The organism is Streptomyces sp. NPDC058525 (assembly GCF_042719495.1).
Lineage (GTDB): Bacteria > Actinomycetota > Actinomycetes > Streptomycetales > Streptomycetaceae > Streptomyces.
In genome coordinates this window covers 165,801-187,730 of the sequence record NZ_JBHXNP010000002.1, presented here as the reverse complement: position 1 = coordinate 187,730, position 21,930 = coordinate 165,801, and the positions used below count along the sequence as shown (strand labels likewise).

Genomic DNA, 21,930 nt, shown 5'->3' with positions numbered 1-21,930 from the left:
TCGGATCGCGGCCGTGCAAACCCCGAACCACCGGGTACCCGAGTCCGGCTGACGGCACTTCACGGGCGTCCGCTCCCCGGGAGTGCGGGACGGGAGGCCCGGCCCCGTCCGGTGCGTGCGCGGACGGGGCCGGGCCGGGCCGGGCGCCGGGCCGTGCTCAGTGGAACAGCATGGAGGCGTCCCCGGCCGCGGTGGCGACCGACCCCGGACACAGGAAGCTGCCCGAGGTCTTGGTGGCCGTGAAGGGCCTGTTGGTGTACTTCCGGGTGGTTCCGTCCCGGTCCCACACCAGGTTCGTCGCCTTGTACCTACAGGAGATGAAGCTCTGCTTGCCCGTGATGTCGATGGCGTCCGTGCGCGCCACGGCGCCGGCGTCGTCGAAGGTGAAGGCGGGGTTGTTGTTGAGGGTGGCGGTGATGCCGCCGTTGCAGGCGAGGTTGCCGCCGGGCTTGTTGATCGTGGTGCGGTCGACGGTGAGGGCGTTCGGCGGGACGGCGCTGGTGCTCGCGTTGGTCCACGTGCAGGTGCTGCCGGCGACCACGATGACCCCGTCCGCCTTCTGGTCGACGGTGGGGCCTGCCGCGACGGCCGCCGTCGTACCGGCGACGGTTGCCGCGATCGCCAGTGCGGCGAGTCCTGTGAGGGTGGGGATGTGCCTCATGTCGCTCCTCCTTGCCACGTCCTTGTGGGGGTGATGCGAGGGCCCGGAGGCCTCGCGGGAGTGCGTCACGGAGAGTGGCACAGGGACCTTGAATTGTCAGGTGCAGCTCAACTACTGGCTTGAAGCCGCCCTTCGCCCTTCGAGGTGAACGTATTGAGCGTCTCGATCGATATCTCGTGAAAACGGTCTGTCTACTCGATTGTTATGTGCGTTCACCCTTGACGGCGATCGGTTTCGGACAAACGATGGTGCCCGTTCACCCCACTCCTTCCATACGAGGCCCCGTAGGAGCCGTGCCATGTCGCGCACTTCACGTTCGTTCCGCATAGCCGCCGCCACCGCGTCCCTCGCCGCCCTGGGGCTTCTGGCCACCGCCTGCGGTGGCGGCGACGGTTCCGGCCAGGCCGCGGGCGGCGGTACCGCCGCCCAGCCGGTGGAGATCACCTACTGGTCCTGGATGCCGGGCACGAAGCAGACGGCCGAGGCCTTCAACGCGAGCCACGACACCATCAAGGTCAAGTTCGCCGAGGTGCCCGCCGGCCAGTCCGGCGGCTACGACAAGCTCGCCGCCGCCGTGAAGGCCGGCAACGGCCCCGACGTGATGAACGTCGAGTACCAGGCCGTCCCCGACCTCGTCACCCAGGGGCTGCTCGCCGACTCCTCCAAGCTCCTCGGACCCACCGTCAAGAAGCAGCCCGCCCAGGTGCAGGCGCTCGTCACCCTCGGCGGAAAGCAGTGGGCGGCGCCCTTCGACGTGGGCCCGCAGATGCTCTACTACCGCAAGGACCTCTTCGAGCAGCACAAGATCGCCGTCCCCAAGACCTGGGCGGAGTTCAGAACGGCCGCCGAGGAGATCAAGAAGGCCGACCCCGAGGCGCGCATCACCTCGTTCTGGGGCGACGAGGCCGCGACCTGGGCGGGCCTTGCCCAGCAGGCCGGTGCCAAGTGGTACGGCACCGAGGGCGACGCCTGGAAGGTGAACATCAACGACGCCGCCACCAAGAAGGTCGCCGCGTACTGGGGCGACCTGGTCAAGAACGACCTGGTGTTCAACCACAAGGCGTGGAGCCCGGAGTCGACCAAGGCGGCCGCCGAGAACAAGGTCTACACCCGCCTCGGCGCCTCCTGGAGCGCGGGCGGCCTCAAGACCGAGCAGGCGAAGCAGGAGGGCAAGTGGGCCTCCGTCGCGCTCCCCGGCTGGGGTGACGGCAAGATCGGCATGGTGGGCGGCTCCTCCTTCGCCGTCATCAAGGACAGCAAGAAGGCCGAGGCCGCCGCCGAGTTCATCAAGTGGGCCACCACCAGCCCGGAGGCCGTCAAGGCCCGGCTGAGCATGGGCACCTCCAGCGCCATGCCCGCGGACGAGGCGCTCCGCGAGACGGCGAAGGCCTCCTTCGACACCAAGTTCTACGGCGGCCAGGACATCTACGCCACCGCCTCCGAGCAGGTCCCGAACATAGCCACCGGCTGGGTCTGGAGCCCGGTGCACAACGCGACCTCGGTCGAACTCGTCGCCGCCCTCGCCAAGGCCCAGGACGGCAACTTCGCCGCAGCGTTCGACACGGCGCAGGCCACGGCCGAGAAGCTGATCAACGACCGCGGTCTGAAGCTCGCGAAGTAGGAGGAGCGGACCGGCCGGGCCCGGCAGGCGCACGCACCGCACCCCACGGCACCGCACCCCACGGCACCGCACCCCACCGCGCCGCCGGGCCCCCGCCCCCATCCGCCCGTACGCCCGATCAGCGACTCCCCTTCCCCCGCCCGTCCTCACCCCCCCCCGGCCCCGGAGGTGCCCCGGTGACAGCACCGCTCGCCCCCAGCAGCACACGGCGCCCAGGCCGCAGCCGGCGCGGTCAGCGCACCGCCGCCGCCCTGCTCATCGGACCGTTCGTCCTGCTCTTCCTCGCCGTCATGGTCGTGCCCATCGGGTACGCGGCCTACCTGAGCCTGTTCCGCGAGCAGTCCTCCGGCCTCGGCTTCGGCGGAACGCAGACCTTCTTCAGCGGCATCGACAACTACGTCCGCGCACTGACCGCCCCCGCCCTGCAGACGGGCTTCCTGCACATCGCGGTGTACTGCGCGGTCTACATCCCCGTCATGATCGGCGGAGCCCTGGTCCTGGCCCTGCTCATCGACTCGGCCCTGGCCCGCGCCAAGCGGTTCTTCCAGCTCGCCGTCTTCCTGCCGCACGCGGTGCCCGGACTGATCGCCGCCATCATCTGGGTGTTCCTCTACACCCCCGGCCTCAGCCCCGTCCACCAGTTCCTCGACTGGGCCGGCGCCGAAGTCGACTTCTTCGGCGACGACGCCATCCTCTTCTCGATGGTCAACGCCACCACCTGGCAGTGGATCGGCTACAACATGGTGATCTTCTACGCGGCCCTGCAGGCGATCCCCCGCGAGACCCTGGAGGCCGCGATCGTCGACGGCTCGGGCGCCCTGCGCACCGCCCTGTCCGTCAAGATCCCCATGATCCGCTCCTCGGTGGTCCTCACCACCCTCTTCACCTGCATCGGCGCCATACAGCTGTTCACCGAACCGGAGACCTTCCGCTACGACGCCACCGGCCTGTCGCCCGAGTGGTCGCCGACGATGTTCATCTACCAGGCCGCCTTCTCCAAGCACGACTACGGGATCGCCGCCGCGGCCTCGCTCATCCTGGCCCTGCTCGGCGCCCTCCTGTCCTTCGTCGTCACCAGGCTCGGAAACCGGTGGAAGGAAGCATGAGCACCCTCACCGTGGACAAGACCACGCCCCCCGCGCCCGACGGCACCCCGCGCCGCCGCCCCCCGCACCCGCCGCGCCGCCCCCGCACCGGCGGCCGGATCCTCGCCTCGAAAGCCGCGGTCAACGGCCTCCTCGTCCTGATCGCGCTCTACACCCTGATGCCGCTCACCTGGCTGCTGTTCGCCGCGACCAAGAACAACGCGGACCTCTTCGGCAAACCCGGCTTCACCCTCGGCGACTTCAACCTGCTCGCCAACCTCGGCGACCTCTTCACGTACAACGACGGCATCTTCGGGCGCTGGCTCTTCAACAGCTTCGTCTACTCCGTGCTCGGGTCCCTCGCCTCGACCCTGCTGAGCCTCGGCGCCGGCTACGCCTTCGACAAGTACGACTTCCGGGGCAAGGAGAAGCTGTACGGCTTCATCCTCCTCGGCCTGCTCGTCCCCGCCACCGTCATCTCCCTTCCCATGTACCTGCTCGCCTCCAAGGTCGGCATCGTCAACAGCTACTGGGCCATCCTGATCCCCGGCCTGGTCAGCCCCTTCGGCGTCTACCTCTCCCGGATCTTCTCCGAGGGCTACGTCCCCGGCGAGACCCTGGAGGCCGCCCGCATGGACGGCGCCGGCGAACTGCGCATCTTCGGCTCCGTCGCCCTGCCGATGCTCGCACCCGCCTTCGTCACCGTCTTCCTCTTCTCCTTCACCGGCAGCTGGAACAGCTTCTTCCTCCCGCTGGTCATGCTCAACGACCACGACCTGTACCCGGTCGGGCTCGGCCTGTTCAACTGGAACGCCACCCTGACCCAGTACCCCGAGCAGTACGCCCTGCTCATCACCGGCTCCCTGGTCTCCGTCCTGCCGCTCGCCGTGGCCTTCCTCTGCCTCCAGCGCTTCTGGCGCTCGGGCCTGACCGCGGGCGCGGTGAAGTGACCGTGACCACCACCGCGCCCGTACGGCACCCCGGGCACCCGGCCGCCGCCCCGCCCCCGCGCACCCTGCTCGCCATGGGCGCCACCATCCACCGCACCCTGCTCGAAGCCGCCGCGTTCGAGCGGCTGCCCCGCATCGCGGACACCGACCCCGCACTGCTCGTCACCGACTACCGGGCCGCCGACCCGGAGCTGCTCGCCCGCACCGAGGTCCTCTTCACCCACTGGGGGTCCCCGGTCCTCGACGAGGACGCGCTGCGCCGGCTGCCCGCGCTCAAGGCCGTCGTCCACGCCGCCGGGTCCGTCAAACACCACGTCACCCCGGCCGTCTGGGAGCGGGGCATCACCGTCTCCTCCGCCGCGGACGCCAACGCCCAGCCCGTCGCCGAGTTCACCCTCGCCGCCATCCTGTTCGCGAACAAACGGGTCCTGGAGAGCGCCCGGCGCTACCGCCGCGAGCAGACGGCGTACGAACTCCTGCCGTACTTCGCCGGACACGGCAACTACCGCCGCACCGTGGGCATCGTCGGAGCCTCCCGCATCGGCCGCCGCGTCATCGAGCTGCTGCGCCCCTTCGACCTCGACGTGCTGCTGTACGACCCGTACGTGGACCCGGCGGAGGCCGCCGCCCTCGGCGTGTGCCCGCTCCCGCTCGGCGAACTCGTCTCGCGCAGCCACGTGGTCTCCATCCACGCACCCCAGCTTCCCGAGACCCACCACATGTTCGACGCGGAACTGCTCGGACGGCTCGCCGACGGCGCCACCCTCGTCAACACCGCCCGGGGCTCCCTCGTCGACACCGACGCCCTCGTTGCCGAGCTGCGGACCGGCCGCATCCACGCCGTCATCGACGTCACCGACCCCGAGGAGCCGCCCGCCGGCTCGCCCCTCTACACCCTGCCCAATGTGCTCCTCACCCCGCACATCGCGGGCTCACTGGGCAACGAGCTGACCCGTATGACGCATTGGGCGATCGACGAAGTGGAACGCTACGCACAGGGCCGCCCCTTCGCCCACGGCGTCGGCCCGGACGAGCTGCTGCGCTCGGCGTGACCCCGGCACGACATCCCGTAGGAGAACGGCCCGCCCATGACCAGCACCACCCCCGCCTCCGTCCCCACCCCCCACACCGCGTACGTCGAAGACCGGTCGCCCGGCAGCGGCCGGCTCGCACCCCGGGCTGCGCTCCGCTCCGACGCCCCGGACCTCGCACTCGACGGGCCGTGGCGCTTCCGGCTCGCCGCCGGACCCCACGACCTCAGCCCGGGGTTCGAGGCCCCAGGCTTCGACGACCACACCTGGGGCGAGCTGCCCGTACCGTCCTGCTGGCAGCTGCACGGCCACGGCGCCCCCGCCTACACCAACGTCACCTACCCCTTCCCGGTCGACCCGCCGCACGTCCCCGACGAGAACCCGACCGGCGAGTACCGCCGCGCCTTCACCCTCCCCGAGCCCTGGCCCGCCGACCGCACCGTCCTGCGCTTCGAGGGAGTCGACTCCTGCTTCGCCGTCTGGCTCAACGGGCAGCGCCTCGGCGACGGCAAGGGCAGCCGGCTGCCCACCGAGTTCGACGCCGGCGGCGCCCTGCGCCCCGGCCGCAACGTCCTCGCCGTCCGCGTCCACCAGTGGTCCGCGGGCAGCTACCTGGAGGACCAGGACATGTGGTGGCTGTCAGGCATCTTCCGGCCCGTCCGCCTCCTCGCCCGGCCCGAACAGCGCCTCGACGACGTGTTCGTGCACGCGGACTACGAGCACACCACCGGCCGCGGCACCCTCCGCGTGGACACCTCGGGAGCCGCCGCCCGCCTGCACGTCCCGGCACTCGGCCTGCACGACGCCGACCCGGCAGGCCCGCACACCCTCCCCGCCGTCCTGCCCTGGACCGCCGAACAGCCGCACCTCTACGAGGGCGAACTCGTCACCGCGGGCGAACGCGTGCGCATCCGCATCGGCTTCCGCACCGTCTCCGTCGAGGACGGGCTGCTGCGGGTCAACGGCCGTCCGCTGCTGCTGCGCGGGGTCAACCGCCACGAATGGGACCCGGACAGCGGCCGCACCCTCTCGTACGCGACCATGCGCCGCGACGTGCTGCTGATGAAACGGCACAACATCAACGCCGTCCGCACCAGCCACTACCCGCCCGACAGCGCCTTCCTGGACCTGTGCGACGAACTCGGCCTGTGGGTCGTCGACGAATGCGACCTGGAGACGCACGGGTTCGAGCCCCTCGGCCGGCGCGCCAACCCGAGCGACGACCCGCGCTGGGAGGAGGCGTACCTCGACCGGATGAGCCGCACGGTCGAACGGGACAAGAACCACCCCAGCGTCATCATGTGGTCCCTCGGCAACGAGAGCGGCACCGGCCGCAACCTCGCCGCCATGGCCGCCCTGACCCGGCGCCGGGACCCCTCGCGGCCCGTGCACTACGAGGGCGACCAGGACAGCGGCTACACCGACGTCTACAGCCGGATGTACGCCGATCACGCCGAGACCGAGCTGATCGGCCGCGGTGAGGAGCCGGCCACCACGGACCCGGCGCTCGACGCGCACCGCCGCGCCCTGCCCTTCATCCTGTGCGAATACGCGCACGCCATGGGCAACGGACCCGGCGGACTGGCCGAGTACCAGCGGCTCTTCGAGCGGTACCCGCGCCTGCAGGGCGGCTTCGTCTGGGAGTGGATCGACCACGGCATCGCCCGGCGGACCGGGGACGGGCGCACCCGCCACGCGTACGGGGGCGACTTCGGCGAGCCCGTCCACGACGGCAACTTCGTCGCCGACGGACTCCTCTTCCCCGACCGCACCCCCTCCCCGGGCCTGGCCGAGTACAAGAAGGTCATCGAGCCCGTCGCCATCGACCCGGACCCGGCGGGCGAGAGCATCCTGATCCGCAACGGGCACGACTTCCGCGACACCGCGCACCTGCGCTTCGACTGGCGGGCCGAGGTCGAGGGCGAACTCCTCGCGCAGGGCCCGCTGCCGGTCCCCGTCCTGCGGCCCGGCGAGCACATCCTGCTGCCGTGGCCCCCGCTGCCGCCCGCGAAGGACGCCGAACGGGCCTTCACCGTCACCGCGCGCCTGGCCCGCGACGAGCCCTGGGCCGGGGCGGGCCACGAGATCGCCTGGGGCCAGGCGGTGACGGCCCCCGCGCCGCCGCCGCGGCGCCGGCGCGCAGCCCTGTCCCGGCAGGGCGCCGACCTCCTGGTCGGGCCCGGCCGGTTCGACGCGGCCACCGGGAGCCTGCGCGCCCTCGGCGGACTGCCGCTCGACCCGCCCGCCCTCGAACTGTGGCGCGCCCCCACCGACAACGACCGGCTCGGCGACCGGGCGGCCGACGGCTGGCACGCCCTCGGACTGCACCGGCTCACCGCCCGGGTGACCGCGCTGGACGCCTCCCACGACGCCCTCACCGTCACCACCCGGGTGGCGCCCGCGGGCACCGACGCCGCGATGCGCACCACCTACGGCTGGCACACCGACGGCTCCACCCTGTGGCTCGACCTCACCGTCGTGCCCGAGGGGGACTGGCCGGGCCCGCTCCCGCGCATCGGACTGCGCACGGCCCTGCCCGGCTGGATCGACACCGTGGACTGGTACGGGCTCGGCCCGGGAGAGGCGTACCGCGACTCGGCGGCCGCGGCCCGGCTGGGACTCCACCGGCGCACGGTCGACGCGTGGCAGACCCCGTACGTGCGTCCGCAGGAGAACGGCAACCGGCACCGGGTGCGCTGGGCCCGGCTGACGGGCGCGGACGGCGGACTGCTGGTGACCGGGGCGCCCTGGTACGACCTGACCGTCCGCCGCTGGACGCAGGCCGAACTCGCCGCCGCCCGGCACACCACCGACCTCACGGCCGGCGAGCGGGTCCACGTCCACCTCGACGCCGCACACCACGGACTCGGCACGGCCTCGTGCGGGCCGGGCCAGCTGCCCGAGCACGCGCTGCGCGCCCGGCCGACGGCGCTCCGGCTCGGTTTCGCCCCGGCGGGCTGAGCTCAGACGGCGAAGTCGCGGGCGAAGCCCTCGCGGAACCCGGGCCGGGCCACCGCCTGCTCGAAGGCGCGGGCGGCACGGTCGAGGGCGGCCTCGTTCTCCTGGGCGGCGGTGAGTTGGGCCAGGTACGCGCGCAGGCTCAGTCCACGGGCCGCGGCGAGCGCGGCGAGGCGGTCGTGGACATCGGTGTCGACCTCGACTGTGGTGGTGTCAGCCATGGTCCGAGTATGCGCCGTCCGAGGTGCCGACGGGGTGGTTACGGATGCGCTCACCGGGCAGGCGAGGGGGTGCGGCGGGACGGGCCCGCCGTCCCCGCCCGACCGGAGGAGCTGTTTCGCGTGACGGAGCATGTGTGGAGTTTCCGGCCGGCCTCCGGGCACCTGGCCGGCACCGATCTGACGGGCTACACGGTCGAGGCGACGGACGGCCGCATCGGAAAGGTCGACCAGCACAACGACGAGGCAGGCGACGCCTATCTGGTGGTCGACACCGGCGTGTGGATCTTCGGCAGGGAGGTCCTCGTCCCGGCGGGCGCGGTGACCCGCGTCGACCCGGAGACCCGGACGGTGTACGTGGACGGAACCAGGCAGCAGATCAAGGCCGCACCGGAGTTCCTCCGCGAGCGGCACCTCGGCGACCCGGACTACCGCGAGGCGCTGGTCACCTACTGGGCCGTGGGCCCGTTCGGCGGCCCGTTCGGCGGGAACCGCGTCTAGTACGACCGTCCGGGGAGGGCGGCGTCAGGCGGGCTGCCGGGCGGGTTCGAGCAGGTTCGCGCGCAGGGCCGCGACCAGGTTCTCGTCCGCGCCCAACAGGTCGGCGGCGTAGGCCCGTACGGACCCGTGCTCGCGGGCCAGGGCGGCGAGGAACAGGCGCATCACCTCGGCCGGGGCCTGCCCGTATCCCGGCCAGGCCGGCTCCTGGCCGGGGTGGTCCGCCCGCCAGTCCGCGAGCAGCCGGCCGGTCGCGAGCCCGGTGAGGGCGAAGTCCTCGACGACGACCTCCTCGGGGACGCCGAGCAGGTCCAGGACCACGGCCGCCAGCAGGCCGGTGCGGTCCTTGCCGGACGCGCAGTGGAATGCCACCGGGCCCTGCTGGGCGGCGATCACCTCCAGGGCCGTGCGCAGTTCGCCGACGCCGTCGTGCGCGACCTCCAGGTACCGCTCGGCGAGGTAGGGGCCGGTCTCGACGTCCGGGCCGAGGGCCGCCTGGTCGTACGGGCGGTGCTCGATGCTGAGGTGGTGGTAGGCGAGTGACGGGTGCTCGGGCACCCGGCCCTTCGCATCGATCTCCCAGGAGTACCGCAGGTCGATGACCGCCGCGACGCCGAGCTCCAGGAACCGCTCCCAGTCCCCGTCGCGCAGCTTGCCGAGGGAGTCGGACCGGTACAGCCGGCCCCAGCGCACCGCCTGGCCGTCCGCGGTCCGATAGCCGCCCAGGTCACGGAAGTTGTGCAGCCGCTCGAAGGATATGTGTCTGTCCACGGCGGCACTCTATGCCGTGACCGGCCGGCGGGGTCAGCCCGCCCACCGCCCGGTGAGGAAGGTGACGGCGACCACGGTGGCCAGCGGGGCCACGACGCACAGGTACGCCGTCAGCACCTGGGGGCGGCGCAGGCTCCAGGCGGCGAGGCCGATCCACAGCGGCCACCACAGAAGGGTGGAGCGGGGCACGGAGGTGTACCAGTAGGAGGTGCCCAGCGCCCACAGGGTGAGGCCGATGTACAGGACCTCGGGCCAGCGGCGGCGGCGTACGAGCAGGGCCAGGAGCACCACCCCGGTCACCATGGCCAGGAGCTCGGCCTGCCACATCAGGGCGTAGCCGGTGGGGTGGAGCTGGCCGAAGGCCGCCTCCCAGGTGTTGGCCCAGGCGTCCCACGGCGTGTGGAAGTCCCGGTACCAGCCGCGTTCCTGGGCGTGCTTCCAGGCCATCCAGTCCCCGGTCCGCGTCTGCAGGAACCAGCTGAACAGGGCGGGGGACAGGGCGGGCAGCACCAGCCAGGGCGCCGAACGCCAGGCCCGGCGCTCCCGTGCGGTCAGTACGAAGTTCAGGGCGAGCGCGGCCGCGAGGAAGAGCCCGGTGACGCGTACGGAGCAGGCCAGGCAGGCCAGCACCGCGGCGGCCGGCCAGTTCCGGTTCTGGGCGGCCAGCCAGGCGGGCAGGGCCAGCGCCAGGAACAGGGCCTCGGTGTAGCCGGCGGCGAGGAACACGGCGCACGGCGACAGCAGCAGGAAGAGCACCGTACGGCGGCCCGCGTCCGGGTCGGGCAGGTGGTGGCGGGCGATGCGCGCCAGCGCCAGGACGGCGACCCCGCCCGCGGCGAACGAGATCAGCGCTCCCGCGGCGGCCCAGTCGGGGACCACGGCGTGGACGGCGCGCAGGGTGAGGGGGAAGCCGGGGAGGAAGGCCTCCCGGTTGTCCCAGCCCGCCGTCCAGGGACCGGCCCGGCCGGGGAAGTAGCCGTCCTGGGCTATGTGGAGGTAGTGCACCCAGTCCCACTGCTGCCAGGGCGCCAGGAACGACGCGGGTTCCCGGGCCTGGCCGTCGGAGGGGAACAGCCAGCGGACGGCGCCCGCGGTGGTCCACAGGCCGACGCGGGTCAGCAGGTAGAGCCACAGCACCTCGAGGTCCGCACGGCCGGGGCGCCACGTGAGCACCGGCCGGCGCACGGCGGGCCGGAGGGGGACCTCGACGGGCGGCCGGGGCGGCGCGGAAACGGACATGAAGGGATCTCCTGCTCGGCTGAAGGCGTGCGGAACCGCCGGCCGTGGTTCCGGGGCCGGTGTCCGCTCAAGCGCTGGACGGGGGAAGGGCTACCGGGGCGGGCGCGTCGTGGGCAGGGAGGAGGTCTCCGCGCCCGAGGGGCCCGTGGCCGAGGTGCCGGTGGCCGGCGGGGGGCCCGGCGACGTGGACGTGCTCTGGGGCGGCCGGCGGGACATGCCCTCCGCCGTGGAGCTCGGTTCGGCCGACGGGCCCTGAGAGGTGGCGACGGGAGAGGGCGGCGCGGAAGAGGGGCTGGTCGCCGGGAGGACGGGCTCCCGGTCGTGCGGCAGCAGCGTGGCCACGGCGGTGCCGGTTCCGCCGATGACCAGCAGGCAGGCGGCCGCGACGGACACGATCCTGCGCCGCCGGGTCCGCTCGCCGCGCCGGGCGATGTCGGAGACGGGCGGGAGCACCGCACCGCTCTGCCCGGCGGAGGCGGCTTCCCGGAACAGGGACCGCAGCGGATCCTGGGCGTCATGCATCGGGTGCCTCCTCAATGCGGGGGTCCTGCAGCCGGCGGGAGAGGGCGGCCCGGCCCCGGGACAGGTGGGTCTTGACCGTGCTCGCGGACAGGGCGGTCTCGGCGGCTATCTGCTCGACCGTCAGATCGCACACGTAGTGCAGCGCCATCGTCCGGCGCTGCTTGAGCGGCAGTTGCCGCAGCGCGTCGACGAGGGCGACCGCCTCCGGCCCCGGACCCTCCACATGGCCCGCGGGGGCGGTGCGCTGCCAGGCCTCGGCACTGCGACGGCGCACGCGCCACCGGCTCACCGCGAGCCGCCAGGCGACGGTGCGGATCCACGCCTCGGGCCGGCCGTCCCGGTCCAGCTGACGGCGTCTGCCCCAGCCCCGGACGAAGGCCTCCTGCACCACGTCCTGCGCCTCGTGGTGGTCGCCGAGCATGACGTACAACTGGCCTGTCAGCCGTCCCGCCGCCTGTGCGTAGAACTGTTCGAACTCCTCGACGGTCAAAAATCGCTCCCGAACTCCATGTGTCCCTCTCACCAGGCATACGCCCGGCGACCAGCATCCGGTCGACACGGGCCGGCAGGAAATCGTGTGAGTGGCGTCACAGCGGTGGCGCGGTGTCATGATGCGCGGGTGCAGCGCAGGGTGAGGGCGGACGACGTGCGGGCCAGGGCCGGCGAGATCCTCGACGGCCTCGTGGCGTCGGGCCGGGAGAGCGGCCTCCAGGCGGCCGCCTACCTGGACGGCGAACCGCTGCTCGACGCGCACGCGGGCCGGGCGGACGGGCCGGGCGGCCGCCCGCTCACCTCCGGCACGCTGGTCCACAGCTTCTCGACCGGCAAGGGCTTCACCGCCACCCTCGTCCACGTCCTCGCCGAGCGCGGACTCCTCGACTACGACACCCCGATCGCCCGCTACTGGCCCGAGTTCGCCGAGCACGGCAAGGGGCGCGCCACCGTACGGCACGCCCTGACGCACGCCGTCGGAGTGCCGCAGCTGCCCGCCGCCGTCACCCCGGCAGAGCTGTGCGACTGGGACGCGATGTGCGCGGCCGTCGCCGCGCAGCGGCCGCTGTGGGAGCCCGGCACCGCCAGCGGGTACCACGGCTGGACCTTCGGCTGGATCCTCGGCGAGACCGTACGCCGGATCACCGGGCTGACCCCGGCCGACGCCCTGCGCAGGTACGTGACCGAGCCGCTGGGCATCGCCGACGAGCTGTACTTCGGCCTGCCGCGGAGCGAACTCGCCCGTACGGCCCCGCTGGTGGAAGGCGGCTGGGAGGCCTACCTGGAGGCGCTCCCGCCCACCGTGCCCTTCCGCCGCTACGTCGCGCCCAACCGGTCCGTGTGGACCACCGCCGAGCTCGCCAACCGCGCCTCGTACCTCCTCAGCGACCTGCCCGCCGGCGGCACCACCACGGCGCGGGCCGCCGCACGGCTGTACGCGGCGCTGCTCGGCGAGGTCGACGGGGTGCGGCTGCTCTCGCCGGAGCGCACGGCGTACGCCGCGGGCGTGGCCGTGGACGGGAAGGACCTCATGCTCATGGCCCGGCACGCCAAGGGGCTGGGCTACTTCCTCGGGCTGCCCGCCATGGCCGGGGAGCGCACCGCCTTCGGACACCACGGCAGCGGCGGCAGCATCGCCTTCGCCGACCGCGAGCGCGGGCTGTCCTTCGCCCTCACCCGTACCCGGCTGGTCAGCCCCCGGTCGGACACGACCGCCCGGCGCCTCTCGGACGCGATCCGCTCCGCCGTCGCGTAGACCGCTCTCCTCCCCGGCGGCGTCAGCCCGGCCCGGCGGCTTCAGCCCGCCCCGGGGGCGAGGCGCTCCAGCATCCGCGCGAGGGTGTCGCCGCTCTCGGGGTCGCGGACGGCGGGGTCCAGCCCGGCGGCCAGCAGGGCGTCGATCCCCGGGGTGTCGCCGTGCCGCGCGCGCTCGAAGACCTCCCGGCGCAGCGGTCGCAGGGCGCGCGGCAGCCGGCCCTGCCCCGTGGCCCACGCGCGCCGCACGGCGAAGCAGCCGGAGACGGCGCCGCCCAAGGCCGTCAGGGCCTGCTCGCGCTGCTGCTCCCGCGCGCTGTGCGGGATGCGGAGCTCCCCGTCGCGGAAGCCGACCAGGTGCCACTCGCCCCGGCACCTGACCCGCACCGGTTCGAGGACGGAGGCCGGTCCGGGCGGCCCGGCGACGAGGCCCGCGGCCGGGAACAGGGCGGCCGCCACCAGCGGGTGCAGTTCTTCCGGAGTGAGGCGGCCGGTGCGGACCAGCTGGAGGTCGGGCACGCGCCGCCACACCATGCCGGGGACCGTGGCTCCGGTGCTCGTGTACGAGGTCACCTGCGCGCGCAGGGCGGCGCCGGCTCCCGGGCCGGCGGCTTCGAGCACGACCTCGCCGCGGTACGTGCCCGGCAGCCGGAACCGGGCGGCGTACCCCGCCGCGATCAGGCGCGGCAGCTCCCGGACGAGCCGGGGCAGGTCCAGGGGCAGCGCCGAGACGATGGCTTCCGGCTGCCCCGGGCCCCACCGGGCGGGGAGCGCCCACGTGGCCGGGTCGACCTCCACGCCCGCGGCCGTGAAGGCCCCCACCGTGTCCCCGCGGGCCTGGAGGACCGCGATCCACTCCTCCCGGGCGGCCGGATCGGCGGGGCCGGGCTCGGTGTCGGGCAGCTCCCGGGCGCCGAGCGGAGTGCCGTCCGCGCGGAAGAAGGGGAGCCGGCCCGCGGCGCCGCCGCACCAGGCGCGGAGCTGCGGGGCGTACCGGGCGTCCCAGAAGTGGCGGGCCGCGGTCCAGTCGTCCACGAGGTACGCGCGGCGCAGGCCGGGGTCGTCGGCGGCCACGAAGTCCAGGACCGGCCGCTGCGGGGCGTCCCACGCGGGAGGGGTGCGGGCGACCAGGTACGACGCGGGGGAGCCGGGCTCGTGCCGGTGCTCGCGTCCGTACCCGTGCTCGCGCTCGTGCCCGCCTCCGCCGTAGCGGGCGAGGAGCACCACGCGGCCGCCCATCAGCATCGTGCCGGCGACGAGCGCCCGGGGCAGGTGCCAGCGCAGCAGGTCGGGTGCCAGGTGCGCGAGGTCGGCCTCGGCGGCGTCCCGTACGGCGTCCCCGTGCGCGGCCCCGATCCGGGCCGGGTCGAGGGCGACGTCCACCGCCGCGGCCGCGCAGGCCGCGCGCCAGTCCCCGGCCAGCCGGGCCGCGGTCGCGCCTTCGATCATCCAGCGCGGCACGGCGAAGCGCCGCACCCGGTGCCACAGCGCGACCTCCTCCACGGGGAGCCCGCCCACCAGCGGTCCTCTGCTCACAGGTCATCACCCTTCGGGGCGGCGGGGGGAGGGGCGGGAGGGTGGCAGGGCCGGTCGGATTCGAACCGACGTCCTCCGGCTGTGCAGGCCAGGTGCGACGACCTCTGCGCTACGGCCCTGCCGCCGGTGATCGTATCGACCGCCCGCCGCCTCTCATCGGTAGGAAATCTCCTACGTTTGACGCGTAGGGAATCGCCTACCTATGCTGGAGCCATGAACATCACGCACGCCTCCTTCGTCACCCTTCCCGTCACCGACCAGGACCGGGCCCTCGCCTTCTACACCGGCGTACTCGGCTTCGAGGTCCGCGCCGACCGCCAGGTCGGACCCATGCGCTGGCTGCAGGTCGCCCCTGCGGGAGCGCAGACCGTCTTCACGCTCTCGGGCCCGGGAATGGGCGATTTCACGCCCGGCTCCGAGCGGGGGATCATGTTGGTCACGGCCGACGTCGACGCCGACTGCGCGCGGCTCGCGGCGGCCGGTGTCGAGGTGAACGGACCGGACGAGGCCCCCTGGGGGCGGATGGCCGGCTTCCGCGACCTCGACGGCAACGCCCTGATGCTGCTGACGGAGAAGGAAGGCTTCTAGCGCCATGACCACGACGGGTGTCGCCGAAGACCGGGTGTTCGCAGCCCTCGCCAACGGCACCCGCCGCGAAGTCCTCCGCCTGCTGCGCGAGCGCGGCCCGCAGCCCGTCCAGTCCCTCGCCGACCACTTCGACATGCGCCGCCCCAGCCTCTCGGAACACCTGAAGGTGCTGCGGGAGGCCGGGCTCGTCTCGGAGGAACGCGCCGGCCGGCAGCGCATCTACCGCCTGGAGGCGGCGCCGCTGGCCGACGTACAGGACTGGCTCCATCCGTACGAGCGGTTCTGGCGCGACAGGCTCAAGGGCCTGGGCGACCTCCTTGACCGCATGCCCGACGAGGAGACATGACCTCAGCCTCCGGCCGGGGCTCCGACGAGGACCTCACCACGGTCCGCGTCGACCAGTTCCTGCCCCACCCGCCCGCGAAGGTCTGGCGCGCCCTCACCGAGCCCGACCTGATCGCCCAGTGGCTCATGCCCTCGGACTTCCGCCTCGAAGTCGGCCACCGCTACACGATGACCTCGCTGCCCCGGCCGAACACGGGCTACTCCGGCACGACGGCCGGCGAGGTGCTGGCCTACGAGACCGGGCGGATGCTCTCCGTCCGCTGGCGGGACGCGGCCGCCGCACCCGACGCCGGCGGGGCCGACTGGACCATCACCTGGACCCTCGAACCGGAGGGCCGCGGCACCAGGCTCTTCCTCCTCCACGAGGGCTTCGACCCGGACGACCCGGCCCAGATGACGGCCCGCACCGTCATGGGCGGCGGGTGGCGCAGCCACGTCATGGACGCCCTGCGCGCCGTACTGGAGCGGACCTGATCCGCACCGGCCTGACCTGGCCTCGCGGGCTACCAGCGGGCCGGGCTGGCCTGGGTCGCCACCGGCCCGGCCGGCGCCCCGGCCGGCGGCCCCGGGTGTGCTCCGTACGAGTTCACTTGGGGTGCCGTTCGGCCGTAGAGCCGAGTTCATGATCATCATTTTGGCTCCCGATCGTTTTGATACTGCCATCCGGGCGCGTGAGATCTGGGAGGGCAACGAATGCAACTGACCAAGGCGTGGGGCGTGGTGGCCGCCGTGACGGGAGCCATGCTGGTGGCCGCGGCGGCGCCGGGCCGGGCGTCCGACGCGGACCCCGCGGAGCACCCGGCCGGGCGCGGACCGAAGGAGGCCGCCGTCACCCTGCTGGTCGGACGGGCCGTGGACGACGGCGGCCGGACGGGCGTCGGCCGGTGCGCGGTGCACACCTCACGGCCCGGGCTGTGCGCCGGCTGGCGGGAGGAGCGGGTCCGGGCCACCGCCCGCGGCAGCGGCACGGTCCTGCGCATGCCGGCCCTCGGGGAGCCGGCCGGCGCCCGCGCGGACGCGCTGCCCACCGACGCCGGCGCGCCGCTGGAGATCGCCCTCGCGGAACCGGGCCGTCTCACCGACGTCACCGTGACCGACGGACACGGCCGCCACCTGGCCGGGGAGCTCAGTGCCGACAGCGGGCGCTGGCTCAACACCGAACCGCTGCGGGCCGGGGAGACGTACACCGTGCAGGTCGGCGCGCAGGACGCGGCCGGCACCCCGGTCGGCGTGACCATGGCCTTCAGGACCGCCCCGCCCGCCGACGGGGGCCGGCTGACGGCCGAGTTCGGGCCCCGCCCCGGGACGTACGGCGCCGGGGAGATCGTCACCGCGGACCTCAGCCGCCCGGTGCCCGCCGACGACCCGCTGGCCCGCGAGCGGGTGGAACGGGCCCTGCAGGTCACCTCGGAACCGCAGGTCGAGGGCGCCTGGCACTGGGTCGACCCGTCGACGCTGCACTACCGGCCCCGCACCTACTGGCCCGCCCACACCGTGGTCCGGGTGCGCAGCGGCCTCGACGGGGTCGAGCTCGGGGACCACGGCCACGGCGGCTCCTCGGAGCCGCTGGAGTTTACCGTCGCGGACCGGATCGAGGCCGTCACCGACTCCGCCGCCCACGAGATGACCGTACGCCGCAACGGACGGGTCATCAGGACCATCCCGGTCACCACCGGAAAGCCCGGGTTCCGGACGCGGGCCGGCGTCAAGGTCGTGCTGCGCAAGGAGTCCAAGGTCCGGATGCGGGGCGACAGCGTCGGGATCAAGCGCGGCACCAAGGAGTTCTACGACCTGCCCGTCCGCTACGCGACCCGGGTGACGTGGAGCGGCGAGTACATCCACGCCGCGCCCTGGTCGGTCGAGGCGCAGGGCGAGGCGAACGTCAGCCACGGCTGCACCGGCATGAGCACCGAGGACGCCGCCTGGTTCTTCGAGACGGTGCGCGAAGGGGACATCGTCGAGGTGGTCAACAGCGGCGGCGAGCAGATGACCCCCTTCGACAACGGGTTCGGCGACTGGAACGTGGACTGGGGGAGCTGGCTGGCCGGCAGCGCCCTGGCCGCCGCCGACGCGCGCCGGCACGGTGCGGCCCCGCTCGCACCGGCCCGCCTGCATCCGACCACCTGATCCGACCACCTGATCCGACCACCTGATCCGGCCACCTGATCCGGCCGCCCGGTCCGCCCACCCGAACCGACCGCCTCGACCGGCGGCCACCTGATCGGAATCGCCGACGCCGGGCCGCGTCCGTTGGCATCATGGTCGCGGCGGGCCGGACGGACGGGGTGGGGTGGCGGAGCCGTGGGCGGTACGGGGATGCACGGCCGGGATCGGCCGCAGGACGAGCCGCGGCGCGAGCCGGTCGGTGAACTGGCCGAGCGGGTCGCCCTGCTCGCGGACCAGGCCGGAGCGGACTCGGCGGCCTCGCTGATCCGCCGGGCCGCCCGCAGGGCCGAATCGCCGCTGGCCCGGATCTGCGTCATCGGCGGCAGCAACGTCGGCAAGTCCCGGCTCGTCAACGAACTGGTCGGCACGGACTGCCTGCCCGTGTCCGTCCGCCCGACGAAGGGCCCGCCCGTAGCCGTCCGCCCGGCCCCCGCCGCCGCTGCGGCGGACCCCGGCCCCGCGGACCACCCCGGCCCCGAGTCCTCCGACCCGGCGCAGCCGCACACCGTACGGGTCCCGGTGCCGGCGGATTCGTGGCTGGCCCGGGCCGGGGTGGAACTCGTCGACACGCCCGGCTGGGAGGGCTGGTCCGGGGTACGGCAGCCCGACACCGCGGCCCTCGCCCGGATCGTGGCCGACGGGGACGTGGTGGTCGTGGTCACCGAGGCCCGCCGGGCGATGCTCGCCACCGAACAGGCCAGGATCAAGGCGCTGGCCGCCGCCCCGCACACCCCGCCGCTCGCGGTCGTCGTCACCAAGCTCGACGAGGTCGAGGACGAGGCGGCCGACATCATGCGCCGCGTCCGGCACCTCGTCGGGATCCTCGCGCCCGAGGCGCTGGTGGAGCCCGGACCGGTGCGCACCTCCGGTACGGAGTCGGCCGAAACGGCGGACGGCATCGACCGGCTGCGCTCGGTGCTCGCCCAACTGGCCGGCGTACGGCTGCGCCGCGCGTTACGGACGATCCGCAGGCTGTACCTCCTCGCGGCCACCTGCGACCTGGTCGAAGAGGCCGCCGCCCGGGCCCTGGCGGACGCTGACCGCTCCGATCCGGTCCGGGCGCGAGCCGCACAGATCTGGCACACGGCCCACGAGAGCGCCCGCTTCCACTGGATCGTGCTCAGCGCCGACGTGGGGGATTGGCGCGCCGCGCTCGTCGCGGCGATAGCCGCCGAGGCCCGCCGCCGCCGGGCCGCCGCGACGCGCGAACTCGCCTCCCGGCTCTCCGGGATGCTGGAGACCCCGGAGGAACAGCACTTCATCCGGCTGCACACGATCCCGTACACCGCGGAAGCGCTCCAGTGCTTCGAATCCTGGATCACCGTGACCGTCGACCGGGTGCTCGAACAGGACACCCGCCGGCTGCGCGACATCCTGCTGCGCAACCGGCCCGGCGAGGAGCTCTTCCAGGGACTCGCCGCCCCCGACACCCGGCGGATCGTGCCGACGGCGGCCCTGCCCGGCGTCGCCGACACCGCGGCGGCCGCCGAATCGCAGAACGCGACCGGCTGGGACGCCTCCTGGCTGCCGGAGTTCGTCGGCACCGCCATCGAGAGCGTGCTGACCCCCGTCTCCACCGAGGTCGTCGCCCAGATCGCCGGAGCGGCCGGGACGGCACTGGTCACCGAGGCCCTCGAACACGGCCAGGCGGAGCGCCGCGAACGCACCATCGACGACCTGGAGCGGATCGTCGAAGCCGCGTTCACGGAACAGGTGGCCCGTACGGACGCACGCATCGGCCAGGTGTACGACCGCCTGCTGAGCGAGGCCCGGGACCGCGACGAGCAGTGGTGGCGGCTGCACACGACGGCCGTCGCCGCCCGCCCGGACTCCTTCGGGCACTGGAACTCGCTGCGCGGCACCGCACGGTCGCTGAGCCGTGCCGTACACGCCCACCTCTCCCCCCTGGAAGGGGCCTGATGGACCACGAGACCCCGCAGTCGTCGCCCGGCCAGGAGTCCCCGGCCACGCACTTCCGCGGCTGGAGCGACAACATCGGAGCGCTGCGCTCCTACTACCGGCGACTGCACGAGGTGGCCGGCGAGGCGGCGGAGGCCGTCGCCCCGCCCGGCGGCCCGGTCGGGTCGCTGGAACTGGGCATCAACGGAGCGGTCTTCGAGCGCGAGACCTTCCGGATCATGGTGCTCGGCGAGTTCAGCAGCGGCAAGAGCACCCTGATCAACGCCCTGCTGGGGAAGCGGCTGCTGCCCACCAAGGCCAATCCGGCGACCGCGTTCACCACGGTCCTGCGCTGGGGCGAGACCGAGCGGGCCTGGCTCTACCGGGACGCGGACCGGCGGGGCGGCGAGAAGGCCGTCACCACCGAGGAGTTCAAGCGGGAGGTATCCCTCCAGATCGACGCCCACGGCGCGCCGCGGGCCCCCTCGTTCGCGCTGGCCGTCGTCGAACAGCCGCTGGAGCTGCTGCGCAGATCCGTGGAGATCGTCGACTCGGCGGGGATCAACGAGAGCCCGGACCGCGAGCTGGTGACCCTGAGGTACCTCGAGGAGGTGGACGCCGTCGTCTTCGTCACCGACGCGGGACGGCCGTTCACCCTCCACGAGACCGAGAACTACCTCGAGCGCGTCAAACGGCTCGGACACCGCGACATCTTCTTCGTGGTGAACCAGTTCGACCGGATCGAGGAGGAGGAGCGGGCGGAGGTGATGAGCCGCTGCCGCAACGCGGTGGCCGAGCTCAGCGGCGACCCCGACTCGACGGCGGCGCCCAACGTGTACTTCGTCAGCGCGCTCCAGGCGCTGAAGTCCCGGATCGAGGGGGACGAGCAGGGGCTGCGGGCCTCGGGCATCGGCCAGCTGGAGTCCGCGCTGGAGGTCTTCTGCATGCGCGACGCGGCCCGGGTGAAGTTCGTCCGGCTCGCCGAGTTCCTCCGGCACAACGCCGTCAACCTGCGCCTGCGGCTGCACGACGAGGGCGCGATCCTGATGAAGTCCACCGCGGAACTGCGCGAGCTGCTGGTCCGCAGCCAGGCCACCCAGGACCAGCTGCGCACCAGCGCCGACGCCATCCGCGACATCGTGGGCAGCAGGATCCTCGACATCGAGAACGAACTGCAGCTGCGGTTCGCGACGTTCCTGTCCGACACCAGCGGCCAGATCTCCGGCTGGCACGTCACGAGCGGCCCCGGCCGCTTCAGCCGGGCCGTCCGCTCCTTCACCAAGGACGGCCGGGTGGCGGCCCAGCACGAGCTCATGGACGCGTACACCGCCCAACTCCAGGAGCGGATGCAGGACTTCTGCGCCAACACCCTCGACCAGCTCATCGAACAGCGGCAGTCGGACCTGCTGCGCCAGCTCGAACCGCTGATCCGGGCGCACGAGGACCTCCTCGACAAGCTCCGCGCGGAGCTCACCGGCGCCCAGTCGGTCCGCGACCAGAACCACCTCCTCTACACCCTCGCCATCGCGGCGGGCAAGGGCAACGGCCGCAGCGGACGGCGGCGCCGGGACGACGTGCCGCTGATGTACCGGCCCAGCTCCCTCATGGCCATCGGCGCGGGCACCGGGGCGGCCGTCGCGGGCGGCACGGCCGCCGCCGCCACGGCAGGCCTGATCACCCTGGGGCTGACCATGCCCCCGCTCGGCGTCGCGATCGCCATCGGCGCCGCCGTCGGACCGCTCATGGCCTCCGGGGCGGTCCTCTTCGCCGACGGCAAACTGCAGGCCCGCGCGGCGCAGGAGTTCTCCGACCACGTCAAGGAGTCGGCGACGATGGCCGCGCGCCAGTACGCCGACAGCCGCGCGGCCGACCTGCGCGCCGTATGGGGCGGGATCAGCGAGACGCTCCACACCCAGCTCCAGGACCTCATCGGCATCGTCCAGCGCAACATCGACGAGTCCCGGCACGACGAGCGGAGCAAGGCGGTCCTGCGGGACCAGCTGTACACGTACGAACAGCGGATCACCGAGATCGAGCAGCTCATCGGAGGCTTCCTCCAGCCGTTCGTGTCGGAGGCCGAGCACGAGCAGCCCTGA

20 protein-coding genes and 1 tRNA gene are annotated in these 21,930 nt (G+C 73.4%); 13 read left to right on the top strand and 8 right to left on the bottom strand.

The annotated features are described in order from the left end of the window. Positions 1 to 157 precede the first annotated feature (157 nt). Positions 158 to 661: a hypothetical protein gene (locus ACFWP3_RS02150; RefSeq protein ID WP_384215498.1), complete on the bottom strand. Its 504-nt coding sequence runs from the start codon at positions 659 to 661 to the stop codon at positions 158 to 160. 298 nt (positions 662 to 959) lie between these two features. On the opposite strand from ACFWP3_RS02150, the gene ACFWP3_RS02145 reads away from it, so the two are divergent. The 5 genes from ACFWP3_RS02145 (at position 960) to ACFWP3_RS02125 (ending at position 8,309) form a co-directional block, all read left to right on the top strand. Further along, positions 960 to 2,282 carry an ABC transporter substrate-binding protein gene (locus ACFWP3_RS02145; RefSeq protein ID WP_384215497.1) on the top strand — a complete coding sequence of 441 codons (1,323 nt, stop codon included), beginning with the start codon at positions 960 to 962 and terminating at the stop codon, positions 2,280 to 2,282. Positions 2,283 to 2,458: 176 nt separating this feature from the next. Beyond that, positions 2,459 to 3,388, top strand: a complete 930-nt coding sequence (locus ACFWP3_RS02140) for a carbohydrate ABC transporter permease (protein WP_384215496.1) — start codon at positions 2,459 to 2,461, stop codon at positions 3,386 to 3,388. Continuing rightward, a complete protein-coding gene (locus tag ACFWP3_RS02135; protein WP_384215495.1) occupies positions 3,385 to 4,317 on the top strand; it encodes a carbohydrate ABC transporter permease in 933 nt (310 codons plus the stop codon). Before ACFWP3_RS02140 ends, ACFWP3_RS02135 begins: the two co-directional genes overlap by 4 nt. Before the next feature lie 74 nt (positions 4,318 to 4,391). Then, entirely contained in the window at positions 4,392 to 5,369 is a 978-nt protein-coding gene (locus ACFWP3_RS02130) for a hydroxyacid dehydrogenase (protein ID WP_384215509.1), read from the top strand. Positions 5,370 to 5,405: 36 nt separating this feature from the next. After that, the gene (locus ACFWP3_RS02125; RefSeq protein WP_384215494.1) at positions 5,406 to 8,309 is read left to right on the top strand and encodes a glycoside hydrolase family 2 TIM barrel-domain containing protein; all 2,904 of its coding nucleotides are present in this window, start codon (positions 5,406 to 5,408) and stop codon (positions 8,307 to 8,309) included. Between the two features lie 2 nt (positions 8,310 to 8,311). Here the strand turns inward: ACFWP3_RS02125 and ACFWP3_RS02120 are convergent, their stop codons facing one another. Beyond that, the gene (locus tag ACFWP3_RS02120) at positions 8,312 to 8,527 is read right to left on the bottom strand and encodes an antitoxin MazE7 (protein WP_384215493.1); all 216 of its coding nucleotides are present in this window, start codon (positions 8,525 to 8,527) and stop codon (positions 8,312 to 8,314) included. Positions 8,528 to 8,647: 120 nt separating this feature from the next. Between ACFWP3_RS02120 and ACFWP3_RS02115 the strand changes: the two genes are divergently transcribed. Beyond that, positions 8,648 to 9,025, top strand: coding sequence for a PRC-barrel domain-containing protein (locus tag ACFWP3_RS02115; protein WP_384215492.1), 378 nt, complete (start codon positions 8,648 to 8,650; stop codon positions 9,023 to 9,025). Between the two features lie 24 nt (positions 9,026 to 9,049). Here ACFWP3_RS02115 and ACFWP3_RS02110 read toward each other — a convergent pair whose 3' ends face one another. The 4 genes from ACFWP3_RS02110 to ACFWP3_RS02095 form a co-directional block, all read right to left on the bottom strand. Continuing rightward, entirely contained in the window at positions 9,050 to 9,793 is a 744-nt protein-coding gene (locus ACFWP3_RS02110) for a tyrosine-protein phosphatase (protein WP_384215491.1), read from the bottom strand. Between the two features lie 33 nt (positions 9,794 to 9,826). Further along, positions 9,827 to 11,032 carry a mannosyltransferase family protein gene (locus ACFWP3_RS02105; RefSeq protein ID WP_384215490.1) on the bottom strand — a complete coding sequence of 402 codons (1,206 nt, stop codon included), beginning with the start codon at positions 11,030 to 11,032 and terminating at the stop codon, positions 9,827 to 9,829. Between the two features lie 90 nt (positions 11,033 to 11,122). Beyond that, the gene (locus ACFWP3_RS02100; protein WP_384215489.1) at positions 11,123 to 11,554 is read right to left on the bottom strand and encodes a hypothetical protein; all 432 of its coding nucleotides are present in this window, start codon (positions 11,552 to 11,554) and stop codon (positions 11,123 to 11,125) included. Next, positions 11,547 to 12,044, bottom strand: coding sequence for a SigE family RNA polymerase sigma factor (locus ACFWP3_RS02095; RefSeq protein WP_384215488.1), 498 nt, complete (start codon positions 12,042 to 12,044; stop codon positions 11,547 to 11,549). The genes ACFWP3_RS02100 and ACFWP3_RS02095 overlap by 8 nt, the downstream gene beginning before the upstream one ends. 129 nt (positions 12,045 to 12,173) lie before the next feature. Here ACFWP3_RS02095 and ACFWP3_RS02090 point away from each other — a divergent pair, with 129 nt between their 5' ends. After that, the gene (locus ACFWP3_RS02090; protein WP_384215487.1) at positions 12,174 to 13,301 is read left to right on the top strand and encodes a serine hydrolase domain-containing protein; all 1,128 of its coding nucleotides are present in this window, start codon (positions 12,174 to 12,176) and stop codon (positions 13,299 to 13,301) included. 41 nt (positions 13,302 to 13,342) lie between these two features. Here ACFWP3_RS02090 and ACFWP3_RS02085 read toward each other — a convergent pair whose 3' ends face one another. Together ACFWP3_RS02085 and ACFWP3_RS02080 are read right to left on the bottom strand one after the other, a co-directional pair. Then, the gene (locus ACFWP3_RS02085) at positions 13,343 to 14,836 is read right to left on the bottom strand and encodes an ankyrin repeat domain-containing protein (protein WP_384215486.1); all 1,494 of its coding nucleotides are present in this window, start codon (positions 14,834 to 14,836) and stop codon (positions 13,343 to 13,345) included. A 42-nt stretch (positions 14,837 to 14,878) separates the two neighbouring features. After that, positions 14,879 to 14,955: transfer RNA gene (locus ACFWP3_RS02080), tRNA-Cys, on the bottom strand. Between the two features lie 94 nt (positions 14,956 to 15,049). Here ACFWP3_RS02080 and ACFWP3_RS02075 point away from each other — a divergent pair. The 6 genes from ACFWP3_RS02075 (at position 15,050) to ACFWP3_RS02050 (ending at position 21,930) form a co-directional block, all read left to right on the top strand. After that, complete coding sequence (locus ACFWP3_RS02075; protein WP_384215485.1) at positions 15,050 to 15,424, top strand: VOC family protein; 375 nt, start codon at positions 15,050 to 15,052, stop codon at positions 15,422 to 15,424. Between the two features lie 4 nt (positions 15,425 to 15,428). After that, positions 15,429 to 15,770 carry an ArsR/SmtB family transcription factor gene (locus tag ACFWP3_RS02070; protein ID WP_384215484.1) on the top strand — a complete coding sequence of 114 codons (342 nt, stop codon included), beginning with the start codon at positions 15,429 to 15,431 and terminating at the stop codon, positions 15,768 to 15,770. Further along, a complete protein-coding gene (locus tag ACFWP3_RS02065; protein ID WP_384215483.1) occupies positions 15,767 to 16,243 on the top strand; it encodes an SRPBCC domain-containing protein in 477 nt (158 codons plus the stop codon). Before ACFWP3_RS02070 ends, ACFWP3_RS02065 begins: the two co-directional genes overlap by 4 nt. A gap of 219 nt (positions 16,244 to 16,462) precedes the next feature. Beyond that, a complete protein-coding gene (locus ACFWP3_RS02060; protein ID WP_384215482.1) occupies positions 16,463 to 17,896 on the top strand; it encodes an Ig-like domain-containing protein in 1,434 nt (477 codons plus the stop codon). Positions 17,897 to 18,085: 189 nt separating this feature from the next. Continuing rightward, complete coding sequence (locus ACFWP3_RS02055; protein WP_384215481.1) at positions 18,086 to 19,855, top strand: GTPase; 1,770 nt, start codon at positions 18,086 to 18,088, stop codon at positions 19,853 to 19,855. Continuing rightward, a complete protein-coding gene (locus ACFWP3_RS02050) occupies positions 19,855 to 21,930 on the top strand; it encodes a dynamin family protein (RefSeq protein WP_384215480.1) in 2,076 nt (691 codons plus the stop codon). The genes ACFWP3_RS02055 and ACFWP3_RS02050 overlap by 1 nt, the downstream gene beginning before the upstream one ends.

Excerpts from the sequence above, each read along its gene's own strand:
- ACFWP3_RS02150 (WP_384215498.1), bottom strand. The coding sequence starts at position 661 with ATGAGGCACATCCCCACCCTCACAGGACTCGCCGCACTGGCGATCGCG.
- ACFWP3_RS02145 (WP_384215497.1), top strand. The coding sequence starts at position 960 with ATGTCGCGCACTTCACGTTCGTTCCGCATAGCCGCCGCCACCGCGTCC.
- ACFWP3_RS02135 (WP_384215495.1), top strand. The coding sequence starts at position 3,385 with ATGAGCACCCTCACCGTGGACAAGACCACGCCCCCCGCGCCCGACGGC.
- ACFWP3_RS02130 (WP_384215509.1), top strand. The coding sequence starts at position 4,392 with ATGGGCGCCACCATCCACCGCACCCTGCTCGAAGCCGCCGCGTTCGAG.
- ACFWP3_RS02125 (WP_384215494.1), top strand. The coding sequence starts at position 5,406 with ATGACCAGCACCACCCCCGCCTCCGTCCCCACCCCCCACACCGCGTAC.
- ACFWP3_RS02120 (WP_384215493.1), bottom strand. The coding sequence starts at position 8,527 with ATGGCTGACACCACCACAGTCGAGGTCGACACCGATGTCCACGACCGC.
- ACFWP3_RS02105 (WP_384215490.1), bottom strand. The coding sequence starts at position 11,032 with ATGTCCGTTTCCGCGCCGCCCCGGCCGCCCGTCGAGGTCCCCCTCCGG.
- ACFWP3_RS02100 (WP_384215489.1), bottom strand. The coding sequence starts at position 11,554 with ATGCATGACGCCCAGGATCCGCTGCGGTCCCTGTTCCGGGAAGCCGCC.
- ACFWP3_RS02075 (WP_384215485.1), top strand. The coding sequence starts at position 15,050 with ATGAACATCACGCACGCCTCCTTCGTCACCCTTCCCGTCACCGACCAG.
- ACFWP3_RS02070 (WP_384215484.1), top strand. The coding sequence starts at position 15,429 with ATGACCACGACGGGTGTCGCCGAAGACCGGGTGTTCGCAGCCCTCGCC.
- ACFWP3_RS02065 (WP_384215483.1), top strand. The coding sequence starts at position 15,767 with ATGACCTCAGCCTCCGGCCGGGGCTCCGACGAGGACCTCACCACGGTC.
- ACFWP3_RS02060 (WP_384215482.1), top strand. The coding sequence starts at position 16,463 with ATGCAACTGACCAAGGCGTGGGGCGTGGTGGCCGCCGTGACGGGAGCC.
- ACFWP3_RS02055 (WP_384215481.1), top strand. The coding sequence starts at position 18,086 with ATGCACGGCCGGGATCGGCCGCAGGACGAGCCGCGGCGCGAGCCGGTC.
- ACFWP3_RS02050 (WP_384215480.1), top strand. The coding sequence starts at position 19,855 with ATGGACCACGAGACCCCGCAGTCGTCGCCCGGCCAGGAGTCCCCGGCC.